Raw genomic sequence first — 17976 nt, 5'->3', positions numbered from 1 at the left:
GGTTTTTTGTGTTTTTGGCAAAGGGCCGGGTGAAGTTTCAGAGGCCGGAAAACCCACCCCCAACCCCTCCCGCAAGCGGGAGGGGGGTAAGAAAGGCGAGACGCTTCTCCCTCCCCCCCACACACATCGTCACCCCGGGCTTGAACCGTGGGCCCACTTTTTTGTTTTCGCGCAGAGATGTGGGGAGTGTACAAAGCCGCCCCATGATATGTCTTTGCGGCCTCGGCGGTCTTTGCGCGAACCACTTTTCTTGACGCGCGCCGCAAAGAAAAGCCAAGCCCCGTGTCAAGCACGGGGCGACGGGAGGCGGCTTGCGATGACAAATGAACTTCAGGATGACTGCAGTTTTTGGACTTGTGCGAGATTATGCGGGGTGCAGACAATGTCCACACAGGCGTCGTGTCCTAAACAGCAGCTTTTAATCGCTAACGCCGAATAGCGGACAGCCCACCCCTTAAAACGCCCCGTCAGACGCCTCTGCTGTCGGGCTGGGCGCGGCGCTTGGTGCGGTGACCGGTTGTGCGCTCATCAGGGCGGCGGCTTCGATCTGGTCGAGGGCGCGCTGGGTGGCCATGTAGTCTCGGGCGTGGGCCAGCCAGTCGGTGGCGGTGGATTTGCCGGGGAGGCGTTCTATTTCGGCGATGGCGGCTTCGACTTTGCCGCCGGCGAGGAACGCGCGGGTGCGGGTGAGGCGGGTTTCGGGGGCGGGGGATGGGGCATCGTCGTGGCGGATCACGAAGAGGCTCGAGACCTCGCGGGAGAGCCAGTCCCATGTGCCTTCATCGGGCGCGCCACCGGCGAGTTGCGGGGCGAGCAGTTCGAATTGTTCGCCAAGCTGCGCGAGCGTGACGGGCAAGGTGCTGGCGGCGATCAGGCGATCCACCGCAGCGCCCTGGGTTGCGCCGAAGCGGGCGCGCAAGGGGGTTTCGATCCAGCCAAGCGGCTGGCCGCGTTCCAGCGCGCGGCGGGCGGCGAAGGCGAGGAGCAGCGATTCGGCGCGGGTGGCGTTGGCAGAGGCGGCGGTGGCTTGCTGGTTCAGTTCGGCCATGCGCTGTTCGAGCAGGGCGACTTTGGTGGCGGCGCTTGCCAGTTGCACTTGCGCGGCGGTTTCATCGGCAGGCAGGGTGGGCGCAGGTGCGGCGGTGGTGGGGCCGGTGACCAGTTGCGGCACGCCTTCGGACAGATCAACATCGACAAAGCCGTTGCGCCAGCCGAGCCATGCCATGCCCGCAGCGCCCGCAAGCACACATCCAGCGATCAACGCAGCGATGGTTCGCGTGCGCATTCCGCTGCGCGGGGTTTCCCCACGCGGAGTTTGGCCGATGTCCTGCATCCGTTTTTACTTGTCCTGTATCCCCGAAGTCACACTATCTGGCACATTCGCGCGGCCAGTGCCAGTAAGTCCGCATCGGTTCTTGTTGATGCGGAGGCTATTGTGCCCCAGCCTTGCCCTGCAAGGCTGGCAATGCGCGGGGCAAGGCAGGCGAGATCGATACAATTACGAACGATTCCAAGGCGTTCGCATTCGTTGGCGAAATGGCGCGCAGCCTCGCCCGAGTGGAGCAGGACGACGCCACCTTTATCGAGCAGGGCACGCAATGGCGGTGAAAGGGGTTGCGGGCGGGCGGCGTAGACCACTTCTGTGGTGATTCGCACATCCTGCGGCGGGGTGAGGGTAACGCGGTCTTCGCCTGCCAGACGCAAGTAATGGCCGGGGGGCAGGGCTTCGACCATGGGCTGCAATCCGCCCTCGCCAATGTGGCTGATGGCAAAGCCTGCTGGGCGCGCGGCATCCGCCGTGGTGGCACCGACCGCCATGACGGGCACGGATGCGAACGCCGCCAATTGTGGGCCGCCGTGGCGGAAGATGTTGGCGCTGCCGGCAAGGATCGCGTCGAACCGGCCTTGCGGTGCTTGCCATGCCACGGGCGCGATTTCGAACAGCGGAAAGCTGTGCGCATCAAGGCCGCGTTGGCGGGCAGCCTTGAGCGTGGCGGCGTTGCCGGGCTGCGGGCGCAGGATGAACAGCGGGCGCGCGGTCATCCCGCTCCGTGGAAGTGCACGCGGATGGCCTCGGGCGATTGTTCGAGCAGGTGACGCGCGAGGCGGGCGGGGGCTTCGCCATCGGCGGGGGCGAAGGTTTCGCTGGCTTCGACCCGCACTTTGCCATCGGGGCTGAAGATGGCGGCGCGCATGGTGAGCGTGGCATCGTTGTGCGTGGTGAGCACCGCGATCGGGCTGTGGCAATTGCCGCCGAGCGCCAGCAGCAGTGCGCGTTCGGCGCGGATGGCGGCGTGGCTGGGCTGATCGTCAATCGCGGCAAGCCAAGCGCGCACATCGCTGCGGCCTTCGAGGCATTCGATGCCGATGGCGCCTTGGGCGGGGGCGGGCATCCAATCGGTTTCCGAGAGCGGCTGGCCTACGCCGGTTTCGCCAAGGCGTTGCAGACCGGCGGCGGCGAGGAGGGTGACGTCGGCTTCCCCTGCTTCGAGCTTGGCAAGGCGCGTGGCGACATTGCCGCGAAAGCCGACGACGGTGACATCGGGGCGGGCGTGGAGCATCAATGCGGCGCGGCGCGGCGCGCTGGTGCCGACGCGCGCGCCGTGCGGGATGGCTTGGATGGAGGCCGCGCCAACCAAAACGTCACGCACGTCGGCACGCGGAAGAACGGCGGCGATCACGAATTCTTCAGGGCGGACGGTTTCAACGTCTTTCATCGAGTGGACGGCAAAATCGATTTCGCCGGTGAACAGCCATGCATCGAGTTCCTTGGTCCACAGGGCTTTGCCGCCGATTTCGGCCAGGGGGCGGTCAAGGATCTTGTCACCACTGGCGGTGACGGGGACCAGTTCGACCATCGATTCGGGCCAGCCATGCGCGGCGCAGAGGCGCGTCCGCGTCTCATAAGCTTGCGCCATGGCGAGGGGGGAGCGGCGTGTGCCGAGCTTAAGCGGCTGCGCGGGCAGGCCGGAGGGCGAAGAACTGTTCATGCACCGCTTGCTGTAAACGGGATTATCTTTAGAGGAAAGCGCCTGATGGCCCTGATCCTTGGTATAGAATCCAGTTGCGATGAAACCGCCGCCGCGGTGATCGACAGCAACGGCACGACGCTGGCGCAGCGGATCGTGGCGCAGCGCATTGCCTCGCAAGACGATGCGCACCGCCCCTATGGCGGGGTGGTTCCCGAAATTGCGGCGCGCGCGCATGTGGAAGTTTTGGCGCCTATGATCGAGGCGGTGCTGGCCGATGCGGGGCTTGGCCTTGCGGATATGGACGCGATTGCGGCAACGGCAGGGCCGGGGCTGATCGGCGGGGTGATGGTGGGGCTGGTGACCGGCAAGGCGCTGGCGATGGCGGCGGACAAGCCGTTGATCGCGGTCAACCATCTGGAAGGGCACGCTTTATCGCCACGGCTGGCCGATCCCGATTTGCAGTACCCCTATTTGCTGTTGCTGGTTTCGGGCGGACATTGCCAGATTCTGGAAGTGGCGGGCGTGGGGCGATATCGCCGCCTTGCCACGACGATTGACGATGCGCTGGGCGAGGCGTTTGACAAGACCGCCAAGATTTTGGGCCTTGGCTATCCCGGCGGGCCTGCGGTGGAGCGGATGGCGCGCGAGGGCGATGCAAAAGCGGTGCGTCTGCCGCGTCCGCTGGTGGGCAGCGGAGAGGTGCACTTTTCGTTTGCGGGGCTGAAAAGCGCGGTGATGCGGGCGAAGGACGCGGGGCTTTATGCCGATGCGGATATTGCGGCCTCCTTCCAGCAGGCGGCGATTGATTGCGTGATCGATCGCACGCGTATTGCGCTGGGGGCGGCTTCGGCGGGGATGACCGCGCTGGTGGTGGCGGGCGGCGTGGCAGCCAATGCGGCGCTACGCGGGAGCCTTGAGGCTTTGGCTGGTACGCATGGGCTGGCGCTGGTGGCACCACCGCCAAAGCTGTGCACAGACAACGCCGCGATGATCGGTTGGGCTGGCGCAGAGCGATTTGCTTTGGGATATACAGATGCGCTGGATGTGGCGGCGCGTCCGCGCTGGCCGCTGGATGATAATGCCGCGCCGGTGCGCGGGGCAGGGGTGAAGGCATGAGCGTGGAAGTGGGAGTCGTGGGCGCGGGGGCCTGGGGCACAGCGCTGGCGCAAATGCTGGCGAGCGACGGGCGCGAGGTGCTGCTTTGGGCGCGCGAGCCGGAACTGGTGCATGAGATTAACGCAGGGCGGCGCAACAGCCTGTTCCTGCCATCGGCAAGGCTGCACGCTTCGATCCGGGCGACCGGCGATCTGGCCGATATGGCCGATGTGCCGGTGCTGTTGCTGGTGACACCGGCGCAACATCTGGCGCGCGTGCTGGGCGGGATCGGCCATCGCGGCGGAGACGTGGTGCTGTGTTCCAAGGGGATCGAGGCGGGCACAGGGCGCTTGATGGCCGATGTGGCGCGCGATGCAGCGCCCGGTGCCAGCCTTGCGGTGCTTTCCGGCCCGACATTTGCGCATGAAGTGGCGGCGGGATTGCCGACGGCGGTGACGCTGGCTTGTGCGGGCGGGGAGGCGCAGTGGAAGCGGCTGTCACCTGCCATCGCGCGGCCCGCGTTCCGGCCTTATTATTCGGATGATGTGACCGGGGCAGAGATTGGCGGCGCGGTGAAAAACGTGCTCGCGATTGCTTGCGGCGTTGTCGACGGGCTGCAACTGGGCCAGAATGCGCGCGCGGCCTTGATCAGCCGTGGCTTTGCCGAAATGCAGCGCTTCGGCTTTGCTTTGGGGGCACGGCCGGAAACCCTTTCGGGTCTATCGGGTTTGGGAGATCTTGTGCTGACATGCTCTTCCACATCAAGCCGCAACTTTTCGCTGGGCAAGGCGCTGGGCGAAGGGGCGCGTGCGGCAGACGTGCTGGCCGAGCAGACGACGGTGGCCGAAGGCGCATTTACCGCGCCGGTGCTGGCGGAACTGGCCAATGAGCGCGGGATTTCGATGCCGATTGTGGATGCGGTGGTGAGCTTGCTGAAAGGCACGGTGCCTGCGCGCGATGTGGTGGCGGGGCTGCTTTCGCGCCCGTTGACGGCGGAAAATCCGTTTGTCTGACGCCGTGAAACCTTCAGGACAGCAGGCCGGACAGCAAGACATTGCCGCGCTCGCCAAGGGTGGGCGAACCAATTTCCTTGGATTTCTGCTGCGGTTGCTGGCGCGCATTCCGTTCCTGATCATTGCCAGCCGATTATACGGTGCGCCTGCGATGGGGCGCTTTGCATCGGCGCTGGTGATGGTGGAATTTGCCGGGATGCTCGCAACGCTGGGGCAAAAGCGCGGGCTGGCGCAGCGATTGGCAGAAAGCGACCAGCTTCCGGCCAATACGGTGTGGGATGCGCTTTTGCTGGCGACAGGTTTATCGCTGGGGATGGGCGTGATGATCTATGCTTTCCCGCAATCGATGCACCCAAGCGGCAACTTTACTGTGGCGGACCGGTTGCTGGTGCTTTCGATCCCCGGCCTTGCACTGGGCGATCTGGCGCTGGCGGCGCTGGCCTATCGCTTTGATGTGGCAACCACGGTGCGCGCGCGTTCGGTGGTGGAGCCTTGGACGATTTCCATCGCGGCGGGCGTGTTCTTTGTGGTGTGGCCTGCATCGGGCCTGAGCCTTGCCTATCTGCTTTCGGTATGGGCGGCGACGGGCGTGGCGCTGTTTGCGCTGGTGCGGTCTTATGGCTTGCCCAAGGCGTGGCATCCGCGCCCGGGGTTGCTGTGGCAGATTGCGAAGCGCAACATTCCGCTGGCGGGAGCGGACGCTGTGGAATGGGGCACGCGCAAGCTGGATGTGTTCATCCTGCGCTTCTTCGTGGGTGAGGCTCCGCTGGGGATTTACTATTTTGCACAACAGTTTGCATCACTACCGCAGAAGCTGAAGACGAGTTTCGAGCCGGTGCTGGGGCCGGTGATCACGCGCAGCGTGAAAGACCGCGATTACGGCGCGATTGCCAAGCAGGTGTGTCAGGTGGGTTTCTGGATCACGGCGGCGCAGATCGGCATCGCGATGGCGCTGGGCATTCCGGGCAAGGGGCTGATGGGCCTTGGCGGGCCGGACTTTGTGGCGGGCACGGCGGCGCTGGTGTTCCTGCTGGTGGCCGAAGTGGTGGCATCGAAGGCTGTCGTTAGCGAGGCGGCGCTGGTTTACCTCGCACGCATCCGCAACTTGTGGGTGAGCCTTGCGACGATTGTTTTTCAGGCCGTGCTGACGATTGGCCTGATCATGCTGGCGCGCAATGCGGGGCTGGGGCCGATGTATGTGGCCGCCGCTGCCGCTTTGGCGCTGGCGCTTTCATTGGGGCTGGCATCGATGGTGAAATCGCGGATGTTGGCGCGGATTCTGGGGCAGAGCATCAGCAATTGGCGTTGGGGCCTTGCCTGGGCGGTGATTCCTGCGGCGGCGGTGGGTTCGGGCGTGACGTGGCTGCCCGAATGGGCCGAACTGGCGCTGGGCATCCCTGCCATTCTGGGAATTTATTGTTATATGCTGTGGGTCCGTTCCTTCGGACACGATGACCGCGTGCTGTTCCGCAAGCAGCAAGCGGTGTAATACCTATCTGGGGTTTGCCATGCTCGAATTGATCGAAACCAATCATCTTGTTTGGGCAGGGATCGTCCTGCTGATCGCCGTTGTGGTGTGGTGGATGTGGGGCCGGTCAAAGGCGGCTCCTGCCAAGCGCGAATATACCGACGTTCTATCGGAAGGCGCTGCGCCTGCGACACGCAACAACGCGCTGATTGCTGCGCCGAGCGCGGTGACGATGGCGGGCGTGGGCGAGATTGTGGCCCATGCCGCGACCGATGAAGTGGCAGAGGCTGCGCCGGTTGGTGCGGGCGACGACCTGAGCCGGATCAAGGGCGTGGGGCCTAAGCTGAAGGCTCTGCTGGCGTCGCTGGGCGTGACCAGCTTTGCGCAGATTGCAGGCTGGAGCGACGAGGACATTGCGCGGATCGATGCGCAATTGGGATCGTTTGCAGGCCGCGCCGTGCGGGATAACTGGGTGGAGCAGGCCAAGCTTTTGGCAAGCGGCGATGCGGCTGCCTATGAGGCGAAGTTCGGGAAGATTTAGTCAGCCGTTTGGGCAGGGTTGACCGGTTCTGCCGCAAAGGTGGGCGCGGCGCTTCTACAACGCGCCACGACATCGCGCGCCGCGCTGCCTGCGGAAACCTTGATCATGCCAGCGCCCGGTAGTGTGCCGGTATAGGCCCCGCCCAGCACATCTGCGCGGGCATCGTCTGCGGCCAGACTGCCTTGCCACAAATAGCCGCGCTGGCCGGGAATGGCCGTGGCATCGACCGGCAGGCGCAAGATGCCATCGCTGCCGACAAGCGCGAACAGCGCCTGCGCACCGATGGGCGCAAAAGCATGGCGGGTGACAACCAGCACGCCGGTGCGGCAGGCGACGGAGACGAGCGGTGTTTCCCCCGGATGGCCGAAACGTGCCGATTGGCCATCTGCTGATGCGGCCCAGTCCGGCGTGGATGCATTGTCCTGAATGCCCGGCAAAGCCTCGCCTTCCGGCATTGCCATCCGCACGGCGTTTTCCGGCGCACCTTCACGGATGGGGGGAGCGGGGGATTTGGAACAGGCGGCGAGGGTGAGCGCGAGGGCGGCGGTGATGCGGAACTTCATGGGGCGGGATCAGGCGGCGCGTGGCACGATACGTTCAAGATCACCGTTCAGCGCGCGTTTGGCCTCACGCAGTTCAAACTGGTCTTGCAGGCGCAGGAAAAAGCCCTCGGACATACGGAAATAGCGGGCGAGGCGAAGATCGAGTTCGCCGTCCATCCGTGCTGCACCGTCAATCACGGATGACAGGCGCACAGGTTCAACGCCGATGGCCCCGGCCAGCGACGTGCAATCGAGTTCCAGCGGCTCCATGAATTCCGACACGAGCAGTTCGCCTGCGTGCGGGTTATGCAGCCATTCGCTATCAGTGGTAATCGGTGATCTCGACATCGTGGGCATTTCCGTCATTCCAGACAAAGCATATGCGCCATTGTTTGTTAATGGAAATGGAATGTTGCCCTGCGCGATCCTTCTTTAGATCATGAAGGCGGTTGCTTGGCGGGTTTTTGAGGTCGTCCAGTTCGGCGGCGGCATCGAGCATCGCCAGCTTGGCAAGCGCGCGGTTCTGGATATCGGCAGGCAGCTTTGGGCTGCGCTTGCCGGACCAGATGGCCTCGGTTTCCTTGTTGGCGAAGTTGATGATCATGGCTGCGGTTCCTGAGTGCAGCACCCTATTAATAGGCTAGAATCGCTTTCCGCAAGGTTGACTTTCCGCAATTAGGCAATGTTCGGGGATAAACGACTCACTTCCCCCACTTCTTCTGGCTCTTCCCGTACCGCGTCTTGCGCGTCCCCGGTTTGCCTTCGTTGCTCCTCCCGACAATCGGCGCTTTGTGTTCGCCTGCTGGCAGGCCTAGTTCGGTGGCTTCCATGCGGCGGATTTCGTCGCGCAGGCGTCCGGCTTCTTCGAATTCGAGGTCGGCGGCGGCGGCGCGCATGCGTTTTTCGAGGTCTTCGATGTAGCCGCGCAGGTTGTGGCCGACGAGGTTGTTGGCGCCTTCTGCGTCGATATCGACGAGCACGCCGTCACGGCTCGCGGTGTCGGCCATGATGTTGTGGATGTCGCGGATGATGGATTGGGGCGTGATGCCGTGGAGTTCGTTGAACGCTTGTTGGCGGGTGCGGCGGCGGTCGGTTTCGGCGATGGCGCGTTCCATGCTGCCGGTCATGCGATCGGCATAAAGGATGACGCGGCCATCGACGTTGCGGGCGGCGCGGCCAATGGTTTGGATGAGTGAGGTTTCTGAGCGGAGGAAGCCTTCCTTGTCTGCATCGAGGATGCAGACAAGGCCGCATTCGGGGATGTCGAGGCCTTCGCGCAGGAGGTTGATGCCGACGAGCACGTCATAGACGCCGAGGCGCAGATCGCGGATCAGTTCGATGCGTTCGAGCGTTTCAACGTCGGAATGCATATAGCGCACGCGCAAGCCTGCTTCGTGCATGAATTCGGTGAGGTCTTCGGCCATGCGCTTGGTCAGCGTGGTGACGAGTGTGCGGTAGCCGTTGGAGGCGACCTTTTTACATTCGGTGATGCAATCCTGCACCTGATCTTCGACAGGGCGGATTTCCACCGGCGGATCGATCAAGCCGGTGGGGCGGATGACCTGTTCGGCGAACACGCCGCCTGCCTGTTCCATTTCCCATGACGCGGGCGTGGCCGAGACCGCGATGGTTTGCGGGCGCATCGCGTCCCATTCGTTGAAGCGCAAGGGGCGGTTATCAATGCAACTGGGCAGGCGGAAGCCGTATTCGGCCAGCGTCATCTTGCGGCGGTGGTCCCCGCGCGCCATCGCGCTGATCTGGGGCACGGTCTGGTGGCTTTCATCGAGGAACAGCAGCGCGTTTTCGGGCAGGTATTCGAACAGGGTTGGCGGCGGTTCGCCGGGCAGGCGGCCGGTGAGGAAGCGGCTGTAATTTTCGATCCCTGCGCAACTGCCGGTGGCGGCGATCATTTCGAGGTCGAAGTTGGTGCGCTGTTCAAGCCGCTGGGCTTCGAGCAGCTTGCCTTCGATTTCGAGTTCCTTGAGCCGTTCGGTGAGCTCGAAGCGGATCGCGCTGGCGGCCTGTTGCATGGTGGGGCCGGGGGTGACGTAGTGCGAATTGGCGTAGACGCGCACGCTATCGAGCTTCGCGCCGCTCTTGCCGGTTAGCGGATCGAATTCGGCGATGGATTCCACCTCGTCGCCGAAGAAGCTGATGCGCCATGCGGTGTCGTCATAATGCGAGGGGAAGATTTCGAGGTTATCGCCGCGCACGCGGAAGTTGCCGCGCCCAAAGCCGAGGTCGTTGCGCTTGTATTGCAGCGCGACGAGTTTGCGGATGATTTCGCCGCTATCGACGGTGCTGCCGGCCTTGAGATCGAAGATCATCGCCGAATAGGTTTCGACCGAGCCGATGCCGTAAATGCACGAGACCGAGGCGACGATGATCACGTCATCGCGTTCGAGCAGGGAGCGGGTGGCCGAGTGGCGCATCCGGTCAATCGCCTCGTTGGTGGAGGACTCCTTCTCGATGTAGGTATCGGAGCGGGGGACGTAAGCTTCGGGCTGGTAGTAGTCGTAATAGGAGACGAAGTATTCCACCGCGTTTTCGGGGAAGAAGCTTTTCATTTCGCCGTAAAGCTGCGCGGCGAGGATCTTGTTGGGCGCAAGGATCAGGGCGGGGCGCTGCACTTCCTCGATGACTTTGGCCATCGTGAAGGTCTTGCCCGAGCCGGTGACACCGAGCAGGACTTGCGTCATATCACCTTCGCCGCCGTTCTGCCCGCGAATCCCGGCGACGAGTTCGGCGATGGCGGTGGGCTGATCGCCTGCGGGCTGATATTCCGAGACGACTTTGAAGGGCCTGCCGCCTTCGACCTTATCCGGGCGGGCGGGGCGGTGCGGCACGAAAGTGCCCGATGTGTCGGGCTCTTCGAGTCCCCTGCGGATAACGAGTTCGGCCATGGTTGCGATATGGGGAACAAGCCACGTCCGCGCAACAGGGCGTATCGGGCAAGGACGGTGATGCTGCGCACTGGTGCTTTGGTTTGGGGGTGTTAGCTTGGCGGCACATTCCTGGAGGAAAACCCGATGCGCGCCGCTTATGCCTTGATGTTTGCCGTTGCCCTGTCTGCCTGCGGGGATGACAAGTCCGTGGAGAAAAAGGATGCTTCAGCCGCCGAAGTGGCCAAATCTGTCGCCGATGCGGGGATGAAGCTTAAGCCGGGGAGGTGGGAACTGACGACGGACTTCACCAAGTTTGAAATTGAAGGCATGCCACCGGAAGCTAAAAAGGCGATGGAGCAGATGCTGGGGCAGGGCCGCACTTATTCCAATTGTTTGACCAAGGAAGAGGCGGAGAAGCCCGACGGTTCATTCTTCGGGCAAGAAGGGGCCGATTGCCGGTACGAAACGTTCAAGATGGGCGGCGGCAAAGTGGATGCAACCATGACGTGCAAGGGCGAGGGGCCTGACGGCACGACCGAAGCCAAGATGAAACTTGCCGGTACTTACAGCGCAGATACCTATGACATGACAATGGATATGCAAGGCGCAGCGCCCAATGGCAAAAACATGAACATGAACATGACCATGGCAATTGCTTCCAAACATGTCGGCGATTGTAAGGGTAATGAAGATTCCTAGGTTTAAGACATTTTTGAGAACCTTGACACTTATGTGAAACATTTCTGAAATGCTGGCGTTCATCTGGCGTTAGTCCGATAGAGCGCAGGCAATGGAAATGATGATCAAACAACCACAAGCAGCAAGCAGCAAGGGCCATGCATTGGCCTGGCTTGCCGTGCTGCGCGCTGAGATCGTGCGGCGGCAAGCGCTGGCGTTTGAGCCGCGCCCGGAAGGATCGCGCGGGCCGGCGTGGGAGCGGTTGCTGGGCGAATTGCGGACGCCAATCGAGCATTGGCAGGCGGTCCGGCAACAGGGGCGGCACCGACGCGTGGCCGATACGCCAACGGGGCCTTCGCGCGCGGTCATGCTGTTGCCGGGATTTGGCACACATCCTGCGCGGATGAAGCCGCTGGGCAAAGTGCTGCAAGCGGCGGGCCACCGGGTGAGCGACTGGGGGCTGGGTTTCAACTTCGGGCCGAGCGAAGAGCGGTTCGAGCGGTTATGCGAGCGGGTTTGCACCATGGCGCGCAAGGAAGGCGAGCCGCTGGTGCTGGTCGGCTGGAGCCTTGGCGGCATATTTGCACGCGAAGTGGCGAGGCTGCATCCTGAAGCCGTGCGGATGGTGATTACGATGGGCACGCCGTTTTCGGGCGACCGCCGGGCCAACAACGCGTGGCGGGCCTATCAACTGATTACCGGCCATTCAGTGGACGAGCCGCCGATCGGGCGCGAGATGTCAGTCAAACCGCCAGTGCCGACCGTTGCGCTGTGGAGCGCGCGCGATGGCATTGTTTCGCCGCGGTCCGCTTGCGGGCGCAAGGACGAGCGTGATCTGGCTGTGCCAATGCGGTGTACGCATTTGGGGTTTGCCGCACATCCTGATGTGGCAGCAATGGTCAACCGGCTGGTCGACGCTTACTGACCGCACTGCCTGATCCCCCCGCCTAATCCCTCTGGGCCTGCCCATCGTTACAATTTGACGCAAAATTTATTTCGCAAGTGCAACATGGATGCGCTTGGCAAACCCGATCCGTTGTGCCAGCTTGAGATACAGACGGGATGTGCCAATGAAAAAACCTTTATCCGCGTCATATGACGAGATGCTCGATGCCGATGGTTCGGTGCGCTCTGCCTATGCCGGTTACTGCCAATGGCATGATGAACAACCAGCCGATTTGTTGCGGCGCAAAGGTAGCGAGGCTGAGGCCTTCTTCCGCCGCACTGGCATCACCTTCAATGTTTACGGGAACGAGGACGCCGAAGAGCGGCTGATCCCGTTCGATATGGTTCCCCGGATCATCACCGCACAGCAATGGCGCAAGCTTTCGCGCGGGATTGAACAACGGGTGCGGGCGCTGAACGCGTTCCTGCACGATTTGTATCACCGGCAGGAAATTGTGCGGTCGGGCCGTTTGCCTGCGCGCCTTTTGAAAAACAACGTGGCGTTTCTGCCTGAAATGGTGGGCTTCACGCCGCCGGGCGGGGTTTATACGCACATCGTCGGGATCGATCTTGTCCGCACGGGCGAGGATGATTTCATGGTGCTGGAGGATAACGCCCGCACCCCGTCCGGTGTCTCCTACATGCTGGAGAACCGCGAGACGATGATGGCGATGTTCCCCGAGCTGTTCACCCGGGTGCGGGTGCGCGAGGTTTCGGATTATCCGCGCCGTCTGGCCCGCAGTCTGGCCGCGTGCGCACCGCCTGCGTGTGATCGCAAGACGCCGCTGGTGGCGGTGCTGACACCGGGGATTTATAACTCCGCCTATTTCGAACATGCGTTTCTGGCAGACCAGATGGGTGCCGAACTGGTTGATGGCAGCGATTTGCGCGCGGAAAACGGGCGCATCGCGATGCGCACCACGCGCGGGTATGAGCCGATTGACGTGCTGTACCGCCGGGTGGACGATGAATACCTTGATCCGCTGATGTTCAACCCGCAGAGCATGCTGGGCGTATCGGGCATCATGGATGTTTACCGCGCAGGCGGGATCACGATTGCCAATGCGCCGGGCACGGGGATTTCCGACGATAAAGCGATCTATTCGTTCATGCCCGAAATCGTCGAGTTCTATACCGGCGAAAAACCGATCTTGCAGAACGTGCCGACGTGGCGCTGTTCGGAGCCGGAATCACTGCAATATGTGCTGGATAATTTGGCCGAGCTGGTGGTCAAGGAAGTCCACGGTTCGGGCGGTTACGGGATGCTGATCGGGCCTACGTCTTCCAAGAAGGAACTGGCTGTGTTTGAAGCCAAGCTGCGGGCGCGGCCTGAGAACTATATCGCACAGCCAACGCTGGCGCTTTCCACCGTGCCGATCCTGACCAAGGCGGGGCTTGCGCCGCGCCACGTCGATTTGCGGCCCTTCGTGCTGGTCAGCCCCAACGGGATCGACATTACGCCGGGCGGGTTGACGCGGGTAGCGCTGAAAAAGGGATCACTGGTGGTCAATTCATCGCAAGGCGGGGGCACCAAGGATAGCTGGGTACTGGACGACTGATGTTAGGTAGATCGGCAAACGGTATATTCTGGTTGTTCCGTTATCTTGAGCGGGCGGAAAATGTTTCCCGCCTGATCGAGGCGGGTTTCCGTATGGCGCTGACGCGTTCTGCGTCTGACGCGGTGGATGAGTGGCGGTCGCTTATCGTCACGCTGGGGTTGCGGCAGGCGTTCGAGGCGCGGTACGGGACCGATTATACCGGCCCCCACGTGTTCAACTTTATCCTGCGCGACAAGGACAACCCGGGTAGCATTCTGGCGATTACCGAGGCTGCGCGGACCAATGCGCGCATGGTGCGTGGCGGGATCACGCGCGAGGTGTGGGAATCAGTCAACGATGGCTGGATGCAATTGCGCGAGGCGCTGGCGCGGCCGGTTACCGAAACGCGGCTGGGCGCTGTGCTCGATCTGGTGCGGCGGCAGGCGACGCAAGTGCGCGGGGCGATGGAAGGCACCATGCTGCGCAACGAGATTTACAACTTTGCGCGGATTGGCAGCTTTATAGAACGGGCGGACAATACCGCGCGTATCCTTGACGTGAAGTATTATGTGCTATTGCCTTCGGTGTCCTATGTTGGGTCCAGCCTGGACAATGTGCAGTGGGAAAACGTGCTGCGATCTGTGGCCGGTGAACGGGCTTATCGCTGGCTGAATGCGGGGCGCATGGACCCGCGCGGGATCGCCGAGTTTCTGATTCTGGATGAGCGTTTTCCGCGCAGTCTGGCGTTTTGCTATTCCAAGCTGCGATCCAATCTGGCCAGCCTTGCGCGCGAATATGGCAGCGAGGTGAAGAGCCACGAAATGCTGGGCGATGCGGCGTGCCAATTCCACACCACGACGATCGAGAGCATTTTCGAGCAAGGGCTGCACGAGTTTATCGGCAAGTTTATCCGCGCCAATACCGCGCTCGCGCTGCAAATCCAGCGTGATTACCGTTTTACAGAATAAGGCCGCCCATGCGCATCGCCGTTGACCATACCACGCATTACGTGTTTTCCGGGCCTGTGAGCCGGGGCCTGCAACGCTTGCGCCTGATGCCCAAGACGACGTCCGGGCAGCGCGTGATCGAATGGAAGATGACCTTCGAAGGCGCGCAACTGCAGGTGGAATATGACGATGCCAATTGCAATCATGTCTCGCTGATCTCGTTCGATGCAGGCACCAGCGAAGTGACCATCCGGTGCGAGGGGCTGGTCGATACCAATGACGAGGCCGGGATCATCGGCCGCCATTCCGGTTTTATGCCGATGTGGCAGTTTCTTGAGCAGACCGATCTGACGCGCACCGGGCCAAGGACACGCGGCCTGCTGAGCGGCCTGCCTGCCGAGGCCAATGTCCTGACATCGCTGCACAACCTTTCGGCGTTGATCCGGGAGCGCGTGGAATATGCTGCTGGCTATACCGATTCGGCGACAACGGCAGAGGGCGTTCTGGTCGCAGGGCGTGGGGTGTGCCAAGATCATGCCCATGTGTTTATAGGCGCGGCGCGTTCGATTGGCATTCCGGCGCGCTATGTCAGCGGTTATCTTATGATGGATGACCGGATCGAACAGGACGCAGGCCACGCCTGGGCCGAGGCGCATGTCGAGGGGCTGGGCTGGGTGGGGTTTGATATCTCGAACGGGATCAGCCCGGATGCGCGCTATGTCCGCGTGGCGACCGGACGCGACTATAAGGATGCAGCACCGATCACCGGTATACGATATGGCGCGCGTGACGAGGCCATGCATGTCAAGCTGGCTGTGGAACAACAGCACATCGAGCAATAAAGCTGCTATACGACTTAGAGACGCCGGATTCGGTCATTGGCTGCCAAGCGCAGCATGACGGGTTAAGAGCGCGACAGGAAAAATCGGGGCAAGGCATGACGTATTGCGTGGGAATGGTGCTCGACAAGGGACTTGTCCTGATGAGCGATACCCGCACCAATTCGGGCGTCGATAACATATCGGTGTTCCGCAAGATGTTCCACTGGTCGGTCCCGGGGGAGCGCCAGATCACGATCATGACCGCTGGCAATCTTGCCACGACGCAAGCGGTGATTTCGCAATTGGAAGAGCGCAACAAAGCGCCCAGCGACCGTCGCCCATCCATCCTTGAAGCGCAAACGATGTTTCAGGTGGCAACGCAAGTGGGCGGTTTGCTGCGCAGTGTGATCGAGGGGCGGCAGGATGGCGGCATGCAATCCGAAGGGCCACGCTTTACTGCCTCGATGATTGTGGCGGGCCAGATCGAGGACATGGAACCGCGCCTGTTCATGATCTATCCGGAAGGGAATTTCATCGAAGCCAGTTTTGATACGCCGTTCTTCCAGATCGGTGAGACTAAATATGGCCGCCCGATTCTTTTGCGTGGTTACGACCGGACGATGAGCTTTGAAGATGCGGTCAAGCTGTTAATGGTTTCCTTCGATTCCACGCTGGCTGCCAATCTTTCGGTGGGCTTGCCGCTGGATCTCATGGTGATCGAACGTGACCGTTTCGAGCCGCTGCACCAGCGCCGGATCATGGCCAATGACCCTTATTTCACTGCAATTTCATCCAGTTGGAGCGAGGCTTTACGGCAGGCTTTCCATTCCTTGCCGGAATACACTTTCCAACAGGATGGTGAAGAACCGAATTGAATTTACCACGCCTTGCCGATCAATTCCCTGCATTAAGGCTCGGAGAAATGGTTAACGCAAAGCTTCTGAATTTTGCCGCATTGCTATCTGGTTGAACCGATTTCAGCGGCGCGCTGCGGTTTTTTCGCCAAAACGCATAAGGTAATGATCCGTTCCTGAAGCGATGCTCCTAAGCAAAAACCTGTATGTTTGCCTGAATCCTCTGGATAATCGGTTCATTCCGAAACTAACCCCTATGGCTTTATTTTTCATACGGGTCACTAACTATGGTTATGGCTGATCGCGTAACCCTTCACATCCTAGATGGTGACACCGCCCGCAGGGCTCAACTGGCACGTCTTGCTTTTGCAGCGGGACATCATGCTGAAATCTATGCAAGCGCAGAGGAGCTTTTGGCGCACGCGCCATCCGGCGGCCTTGTGCTGGCGCAAGACGATCCGGTGGGGGAAGGCATCCCTAACCTGATTGCCGCGATGATGCGCGCAGGGCACTGGCTTCCGGTTATCGCTATTGCAGAAACGCCTGAAACTTCGGCGGTGGTTCGTGCGATCAAGGCGGGCGCGCTGGATTATCTGGCCATGCCATCACAGATCGCGCCGTTGAACGAAGCGGTTTCGCAAGCGGCGCGTGAGGCGGATTCATTCCGCGCACAACGTGCCCGCGCAGCAGAAGCGCGCCAGCGTATATCGCGGCTCAGCACACGCGAGCGCGAAGTGCTGGACCGGCTGGCCGAAGGGTGCAGCAACAAGGCCATCGCACGCGAACTGGATATCAGCCCGCGCACCGTGGAAATCCACCGTATGAAGATGATGGGCAAACTCGGCGCGCGCCACGCTGCCGAAGCGGTGCGGTTGCGCATCGAGGCAACGGGGCTGGACGACATCGCCGCTTGATCCCGATACCGATCAGCATGTTTTGAAACGGGCGGGGCGCAAAACCCTGCCTTTTTCTTGTGCGTTTAGCGGCAAAGTGGGCGCATGGCGCTGGTTTCGAGGTGCAGGTGATCACGGTGCGCGGCGTTGTATTCGGGCGTGAGGACGGTGCCGAAGCGCTTGCAGGCGCTATCGCGGATGGTGCGCAGGAAGGCGCGGATCTGCGGCGAGGTGGCGTTCCAATCGCCCAGCACGCTGATGCGCCGCCCATCGGCAAGGCGGAAGGCGGCGATATCCACCGCGTTGGCGGTGGCGTGGGCAGAGAGCCGCCGCGTGCCCGCCACATTGCGGCAGGAATAACTGCCCATCGTTTCGATCCGGGCGAGCGGACTGCCGAGGATCTGGCGGGCAGCGCGGTCTACGCCAAACCGCACCCAATTTTGCATGGCGAGCGCCAAGGGGCAAGAAACGGGGCCGAGGTTGGTGATCGCCAAGCGTCCGGCATCGCCTTGCAGCCAGTCCAGCCTGACCGTGCCCTGTGTGGCGCAGCCTGCGCCAAAGAAGCGATCGGGCAGCGGGGTGAAGTTTGCTTGCGCTGTGCCCAGGCTGGCAAGGCAGGCCCGTCCTTGCGGGGTCTGGTTGATAGCTGCGCCCGTATTTCGCGCAGGAGGGCGTTGCGGCCCATCGGGCGCACCGGCGCAACCCGCGAGCAGCGTGGCCAATAGCAGCGCGGTAACGACTTTTATGCCCATCGGCGAAGTCTGGCACAAGGCGTTGACCGGCG

General features: G+C 62.1%; 19 protein-coding genes. 11 read left to right on the top strand and 8 right to left on the bottom strand.

Translation table 11 applies throughout. The annotated features are described in order from the left end of the window. Positions 1-454: 454 nt before the first annotated feature. From IP81_RS03360 to hemC, 3 genes are read right to left on the bottom strand one after another with little or no spacing between them, the layout of a single operon-like run. Entirely contained in the window at positions 455-1333 is an 879-nt protein-coding gene (locus IP81_RS03360; RefSeq protein ID WP_054106567.1) for a mitofilin family membrane protein, read from the bottom strand. Between the two features lie 29 nt (positions 1334-1362). Further along, positions 1363-2043: a uroporphyrinogen-III synthase gene (locus IP81_RS03355; RefSeq protein WP_054106566.1), complete on the bottom strand. Its 681-nt coding sequence runs from the start codon at positions 2041-2043 to the stop codon at positions 1363-1365. Beyond that, a complete protein-coding gene (gene hemC, locus IP81_RS03350; RefSeq protein ID WP_082355934.1) occupies positions 2040-2990 on the bottom strand; it encodes a hydroxymethylbilane synthase in 951 nt (316 codons plus the stop codon). Before hemC ends, IP81_RS03355 begins: the two co-directional genes overlap by 4 nt. Positions 2991-3035: 45 nt before the next feature. On the opposite strand from hemC, the gene tsaD reads away from it, so the two are divergent. From tsaD to IP81_RS03330, 4 genes are read left to right on the top strand one after another with little or no spacing between them, the layout of a single operon-like run. Next, positions 3036-4088, top strand: a complete 1053-nt coding sequence (gene tsaD / locus IP81_RS03345; protein WP_054106565.1) for a tRNA (adenosine(37)-N6)-threonylcarbamoyltransferase complex transferase subunit TsaD — start codon at positions 3036-3038, stop codon at positions 4086-4088. Continuing rightward, positions 4085-5080 carry an NAD(P)H-dependent glycerol-3-phosphate dehydrogenase gene (locus IP81_RS03340; RefSeq protein ID WP_054106564.1) on the top strand — a complete coding sequence of 332 codons (996 nt, stop codon included), beginning with the start codon at positions 4085-4087 and terminating at the stop codon, positions 5078-5080. The genes tsaD and IP81_RS03340 overlap by 4 nt, the downstream gene beginning before the upstream one ends. Next, positions 5073-6569 carry a lipopolysaccharide biosynthesis protein gene (locus IP81_RS03335; protein WP_054106563.1) on the top strand — a complete coding sequence of 499 codons (1497 nt, stop codon included), beginning with the start codon at positions 5073-5075 and terminating at the stop codon, positions 6567-6569. The genes IP81_RS03340 and IP81_RS03335 overlap by 8 nt, the downstream gene beginning before the upstream one ends. A 19-nt stretch (positions 6570-6588) precedes the next feature. Further along, entirely contained in the window at positions 6589-7089 is a 501-nt protein-coding gene (locus IP81_RS03330; RefSeq protein WP_054106562.1) for a hypothetical protein, read from the top strand. Here IP81_RS03330 and IP81_RS03325 read toward each other — a convergent pair. From IP81_RS03325 to uvrB, 4 genes are all read right to left on the bottom strand, one after another. Then, positions 7086-7652: a hypothetical protein gene (locus IP81_RS03325; RefSeq protein WP_054106561.1), complete on the bottom strand. Its 567-nt coding sequence runs from the start codon at positions 7650-7652 to the stop codon at positions 7086-7088. The genes IP81_RS03330 and IP81_RS03325 overlap by 4 nt on opposite strands. 9 nt (positions 7653-7661) lie before the next feature. Further along, on the bottom strand, positions 7662-7979 hold the full coding sequence (locus IP81_RS03320) for a HigA family addiction module antitoxin (RefSeq protein ID WP_054106560.1): 318 nt from the start codon (positions 7977-7979) through the stop codon (positions 7662-7664). After that, a complete protein-coding gene (locus IP81_RS03315) occupies positions 7954-8235 on the bottom strand; it encodes a type II toxin-antitoxin system RelE/ParE family toxin (protein ID WP_054106742.1) in 282 nt (93 codons plus the stop codon). The genes IP81_RS03320 and IP81_RS03315 overlap by 26 nt, the downstream gene beginning before the upstream one ends. Positions 8236-8332: 97 nt before the next feature. Beyond that, positions 8333-10534 (bottom strand): excinuclease ABC subunit UvrB, encoded by a 2202-nt coding sequence (gene uvrB / locus IP81_RS03310; RefSeq protein WP_054106559.1) that lies wholly within the window; start codon positions 10532-10534, stop codon positions 8333-8335. A 126-nt stretch (positions 10535-10660) separates the two neighbouring features. Between uvrB and IP81_RS03305 the strand changes: the two genes are divergently transcribed. From IP81_RS03305 to IP81_RS03275, 7 genes are all read left to right on the top strand, one after another. Next, on the top strand, positions 10661-11215 hold the full coding sequence (locus tag IP81_RS03305) for a DUF3617 domain-containing protein (RefSeq protein WP_054106558.1): 555 nt from the start codon (positions 10661-10663) through the stop codon (positions 11213-11215). Positions 11216-11315: 100 nt separating this feature from the next. Then, the gene (locus IP81_RS03300) at positions 11316-12119 is read left to right on the top strand and encodes a triacylglycerol lipase (RefSeq protein ID WP_054106741.1); all 804 of its coding nucleotides are present in this window, start codon (positions 11316-11318) and stop codon (positions 12117-12119) included. Positions 12120-12264: 145 nt separating this feature from the next. Beyond that, positions 12265-13698, top strand: coding sequence for a circularly permuted type 2 ATP-grasp protein (locus tag IP81_RS03295; protein WP_054106557.1), 1434 nt, complete (start codon positions 12265-12267; stop codon positions 13696-13698). Further along, the gene (locus IP81_RS03290) at positions 13698-14645 is read left to right on the top strand and encodes an alpha-E domain-containing protein (RefSeq protein WP_054106556.1); all 948 of its coding nucleotides are present in this window, start codon (positions 13698-13700) and stop codon (positions 14643-14645) included. Before IP81_RS03295 ends, IP81_RS03290 begins: the two co-directional genes overlap by 1 nt. Before the next feature lie 8 nt (positions 14646-14653). Beyond that, positions 14654-15466, top strand: coding sequence for a transglutaminase family protein (locus IP81_RS03285; protein ID WP_054106555.1), 813 nt, complete (start codon positions 14654-14656; stop codon positions 15464-15466). A 95-nt stretch (positions 15467-15561) separates the two neighbouring features. Beyond that, the gene (locus IP81_RS03280) at positions 15562-16320 is read left to right on the top strand and encodes a proteasome-type protease (protein ID WP_054106554.1); all 759 of its coding nucleotides are present in this window, start codon (positions 15562-15564) and stop codon (positions 16318-16320) included. Between the two features lie 266 nt (positions 16321-16586). After that, positions 16587-17213, top strand: a complete 627-nt coding sequence (locus IP81_RS03275) for a response regulator transcription factor (RefSeq protein ID WP_231626221.1) — start codon at positions 16587-16589, stop codon at positions 17211-17213. A 65-nt stretch (positions 17214-17278) separates the two neighbouring features. Here the strand turns inward: IP81_RS03275 and IP81_RS03270 are convergent, their stop codons facing one another. After that, positions 17279-17944 (bottom strand): extensin family protein, encoded by a 666-nt coding sequence (locus IP81_RS03270; RefSeq protein ID WP_054106553.1) that lies wholly within the window; start codon positions 17942-17944, stop codon positions 17279-17281. Between the last annotated feature and the right edge of the window lie 32 nt (positions 17945-17976).

Origin of the sequence: Novosphingobium sp. AAP83 (assembly GCF_001295795.1) — a bacterium.
Lineage (GTDB): Bacteria > Pseudomonadota > Alphaproteobacteria > Sphingomonadales > Sphingomonadaceae > Novosphingobium.
This window is presented reverse-complemented; position numbering and strand designations above follow the sequence as displayed.

What these genes read in the sequence shown, in the direction of transcription:
- IP81_RS03360 (WP_054106567.1), bottom strand. Translation starts at nt 1,333, where the DNA reads ATGCAGGACATCGGCCAAACTCCGCGTGGGGAAACCCCGCGCAGCGGA.
- IP81_RS03355 (WP_054106566.1), bottom strand. Translation starts at nt 2,043, where the DNA reads ATGACCGCGCGCCCGCTGTTCATCCTGCGCCCGCAGCCCGGCAACGCC.
- hemC (WP_082355934.1), bottom strand. Translation starts at nt 2,990, where the DNA reads ATGAACAGTTCTTCGCCCTCCGGCCTGCCCGCGCAGCCGCTTAAGCTC.
- tsaD (WP_054106565.1), top strand. Translation starts at nt 3,036, where the DNA reads ATGGCCCTGATCCTTGGTATAGAATCCAGTTGCGATGAAACCGCCGCC.
- IP81_RS03340 (WP_054106564.1), top strand. Translation starts at nt 4,085, where the DNA reads ATGAGCGTGGAAGTGGGAGTCGTGGGCGCGGGGGCCTGGGGCACAGCG.
- IP81_RS03330 (WP_054106562.1), top strand. Translation starts at nt 6,589, where the DNA reads ATGCTCGAATTGATCGAAACCAATCATCTTGTTTGGGCAGGGATCGTC.
- IP81_RS03325 (WP_054106561.1), bottom strand. Translation starts at nt 7,652, where the DNA reads ATGAAGTTCCGCATCACCGCCGCCCTCGCGCTCACCCTCGCCGCCTGT.
- IP81_RS03320 (WP_054106560.1), bottom strand. Translation starts at nt 7,979, where the DNA reads ATGTCGAGATCACCGATTACCACTGATAGCGAATGGCTGCATAACCCG.
- IP81_RS03315 (WP_054106742.1), bottom strand. Translation starts at nt 8,235, where the DNA reads ATGATCATCAACTTCGCCAACAAGGAAACCGAGGCCATCTGGTCCGGC.
- uvrB (WP_054106559.1), bottom strand. Translation starts at nt 10,534, where the DNA reads ATGGCCGAACTCGTTATCCGCAGGGGACTCGAAGAGCCCGACACATCG.
- IP81_RS03305 (WP_054106558.1), top strand. Translation starts at nt 10,661, where the DNA reads ATGCGCGCCGCTTATGCCTTGATGTTTGCCGTTGCCCTGTCTGCCTGC.
- IP81_RS03300 (WP_054106741.1), top strand. Translation starts at nt 11,316, where the DNA reads ATGATCAAACAACCACAAGCAGCAAGCAGCAAGGGCCATGCATTGGCC.
- IP81_RS03295 (WP_054106557.1), top strand. Translation starts at nt 12,265, where the DNA reads ATGAAAAAACCTTTATCCGCGTCATATGACGAGATGCTCGATGCCGAT.
- IP81_RS03290 (WP_054106556.1), top strand. Translation starts at nt 13,698, where the DNA reads ATGTTAGGTAGATCGGCAAACGGTATATTCTGGTTGTTCCGTTATCTT.
- IP81_RS03285 (WP_054106555.1), top strand. Translation starts at nt 14,654, where the DNA reads ATGCGCATCGCCGTTGACCATACCACGCATTACGTGTTTTCCGGGCCT.
- IP81_RS03280 (WP_054106554.1), top strand. Translation starts at nt 15,562, where the DNA reads ATGACGTATTGCGTGGGAATGGTGCTCGACAAGGGACTTGTCCTGATG.
- IP81_RS03275 (WP_231626221.1), top strand. Translation starts at nt 16,587, where the DNA reads ATGGTTATGGCTGATCGCGTAACCCTTCACATCCTAGATGGTGACACC.
- IP81_RS03270 (WP_054106553.1), bottom strand. Translation starts at nt 17,944, where the DNA reads ATGGGCATAAAAGTCGTTACCGCGCTGCTATTGGCCACGCTGCTCGCG.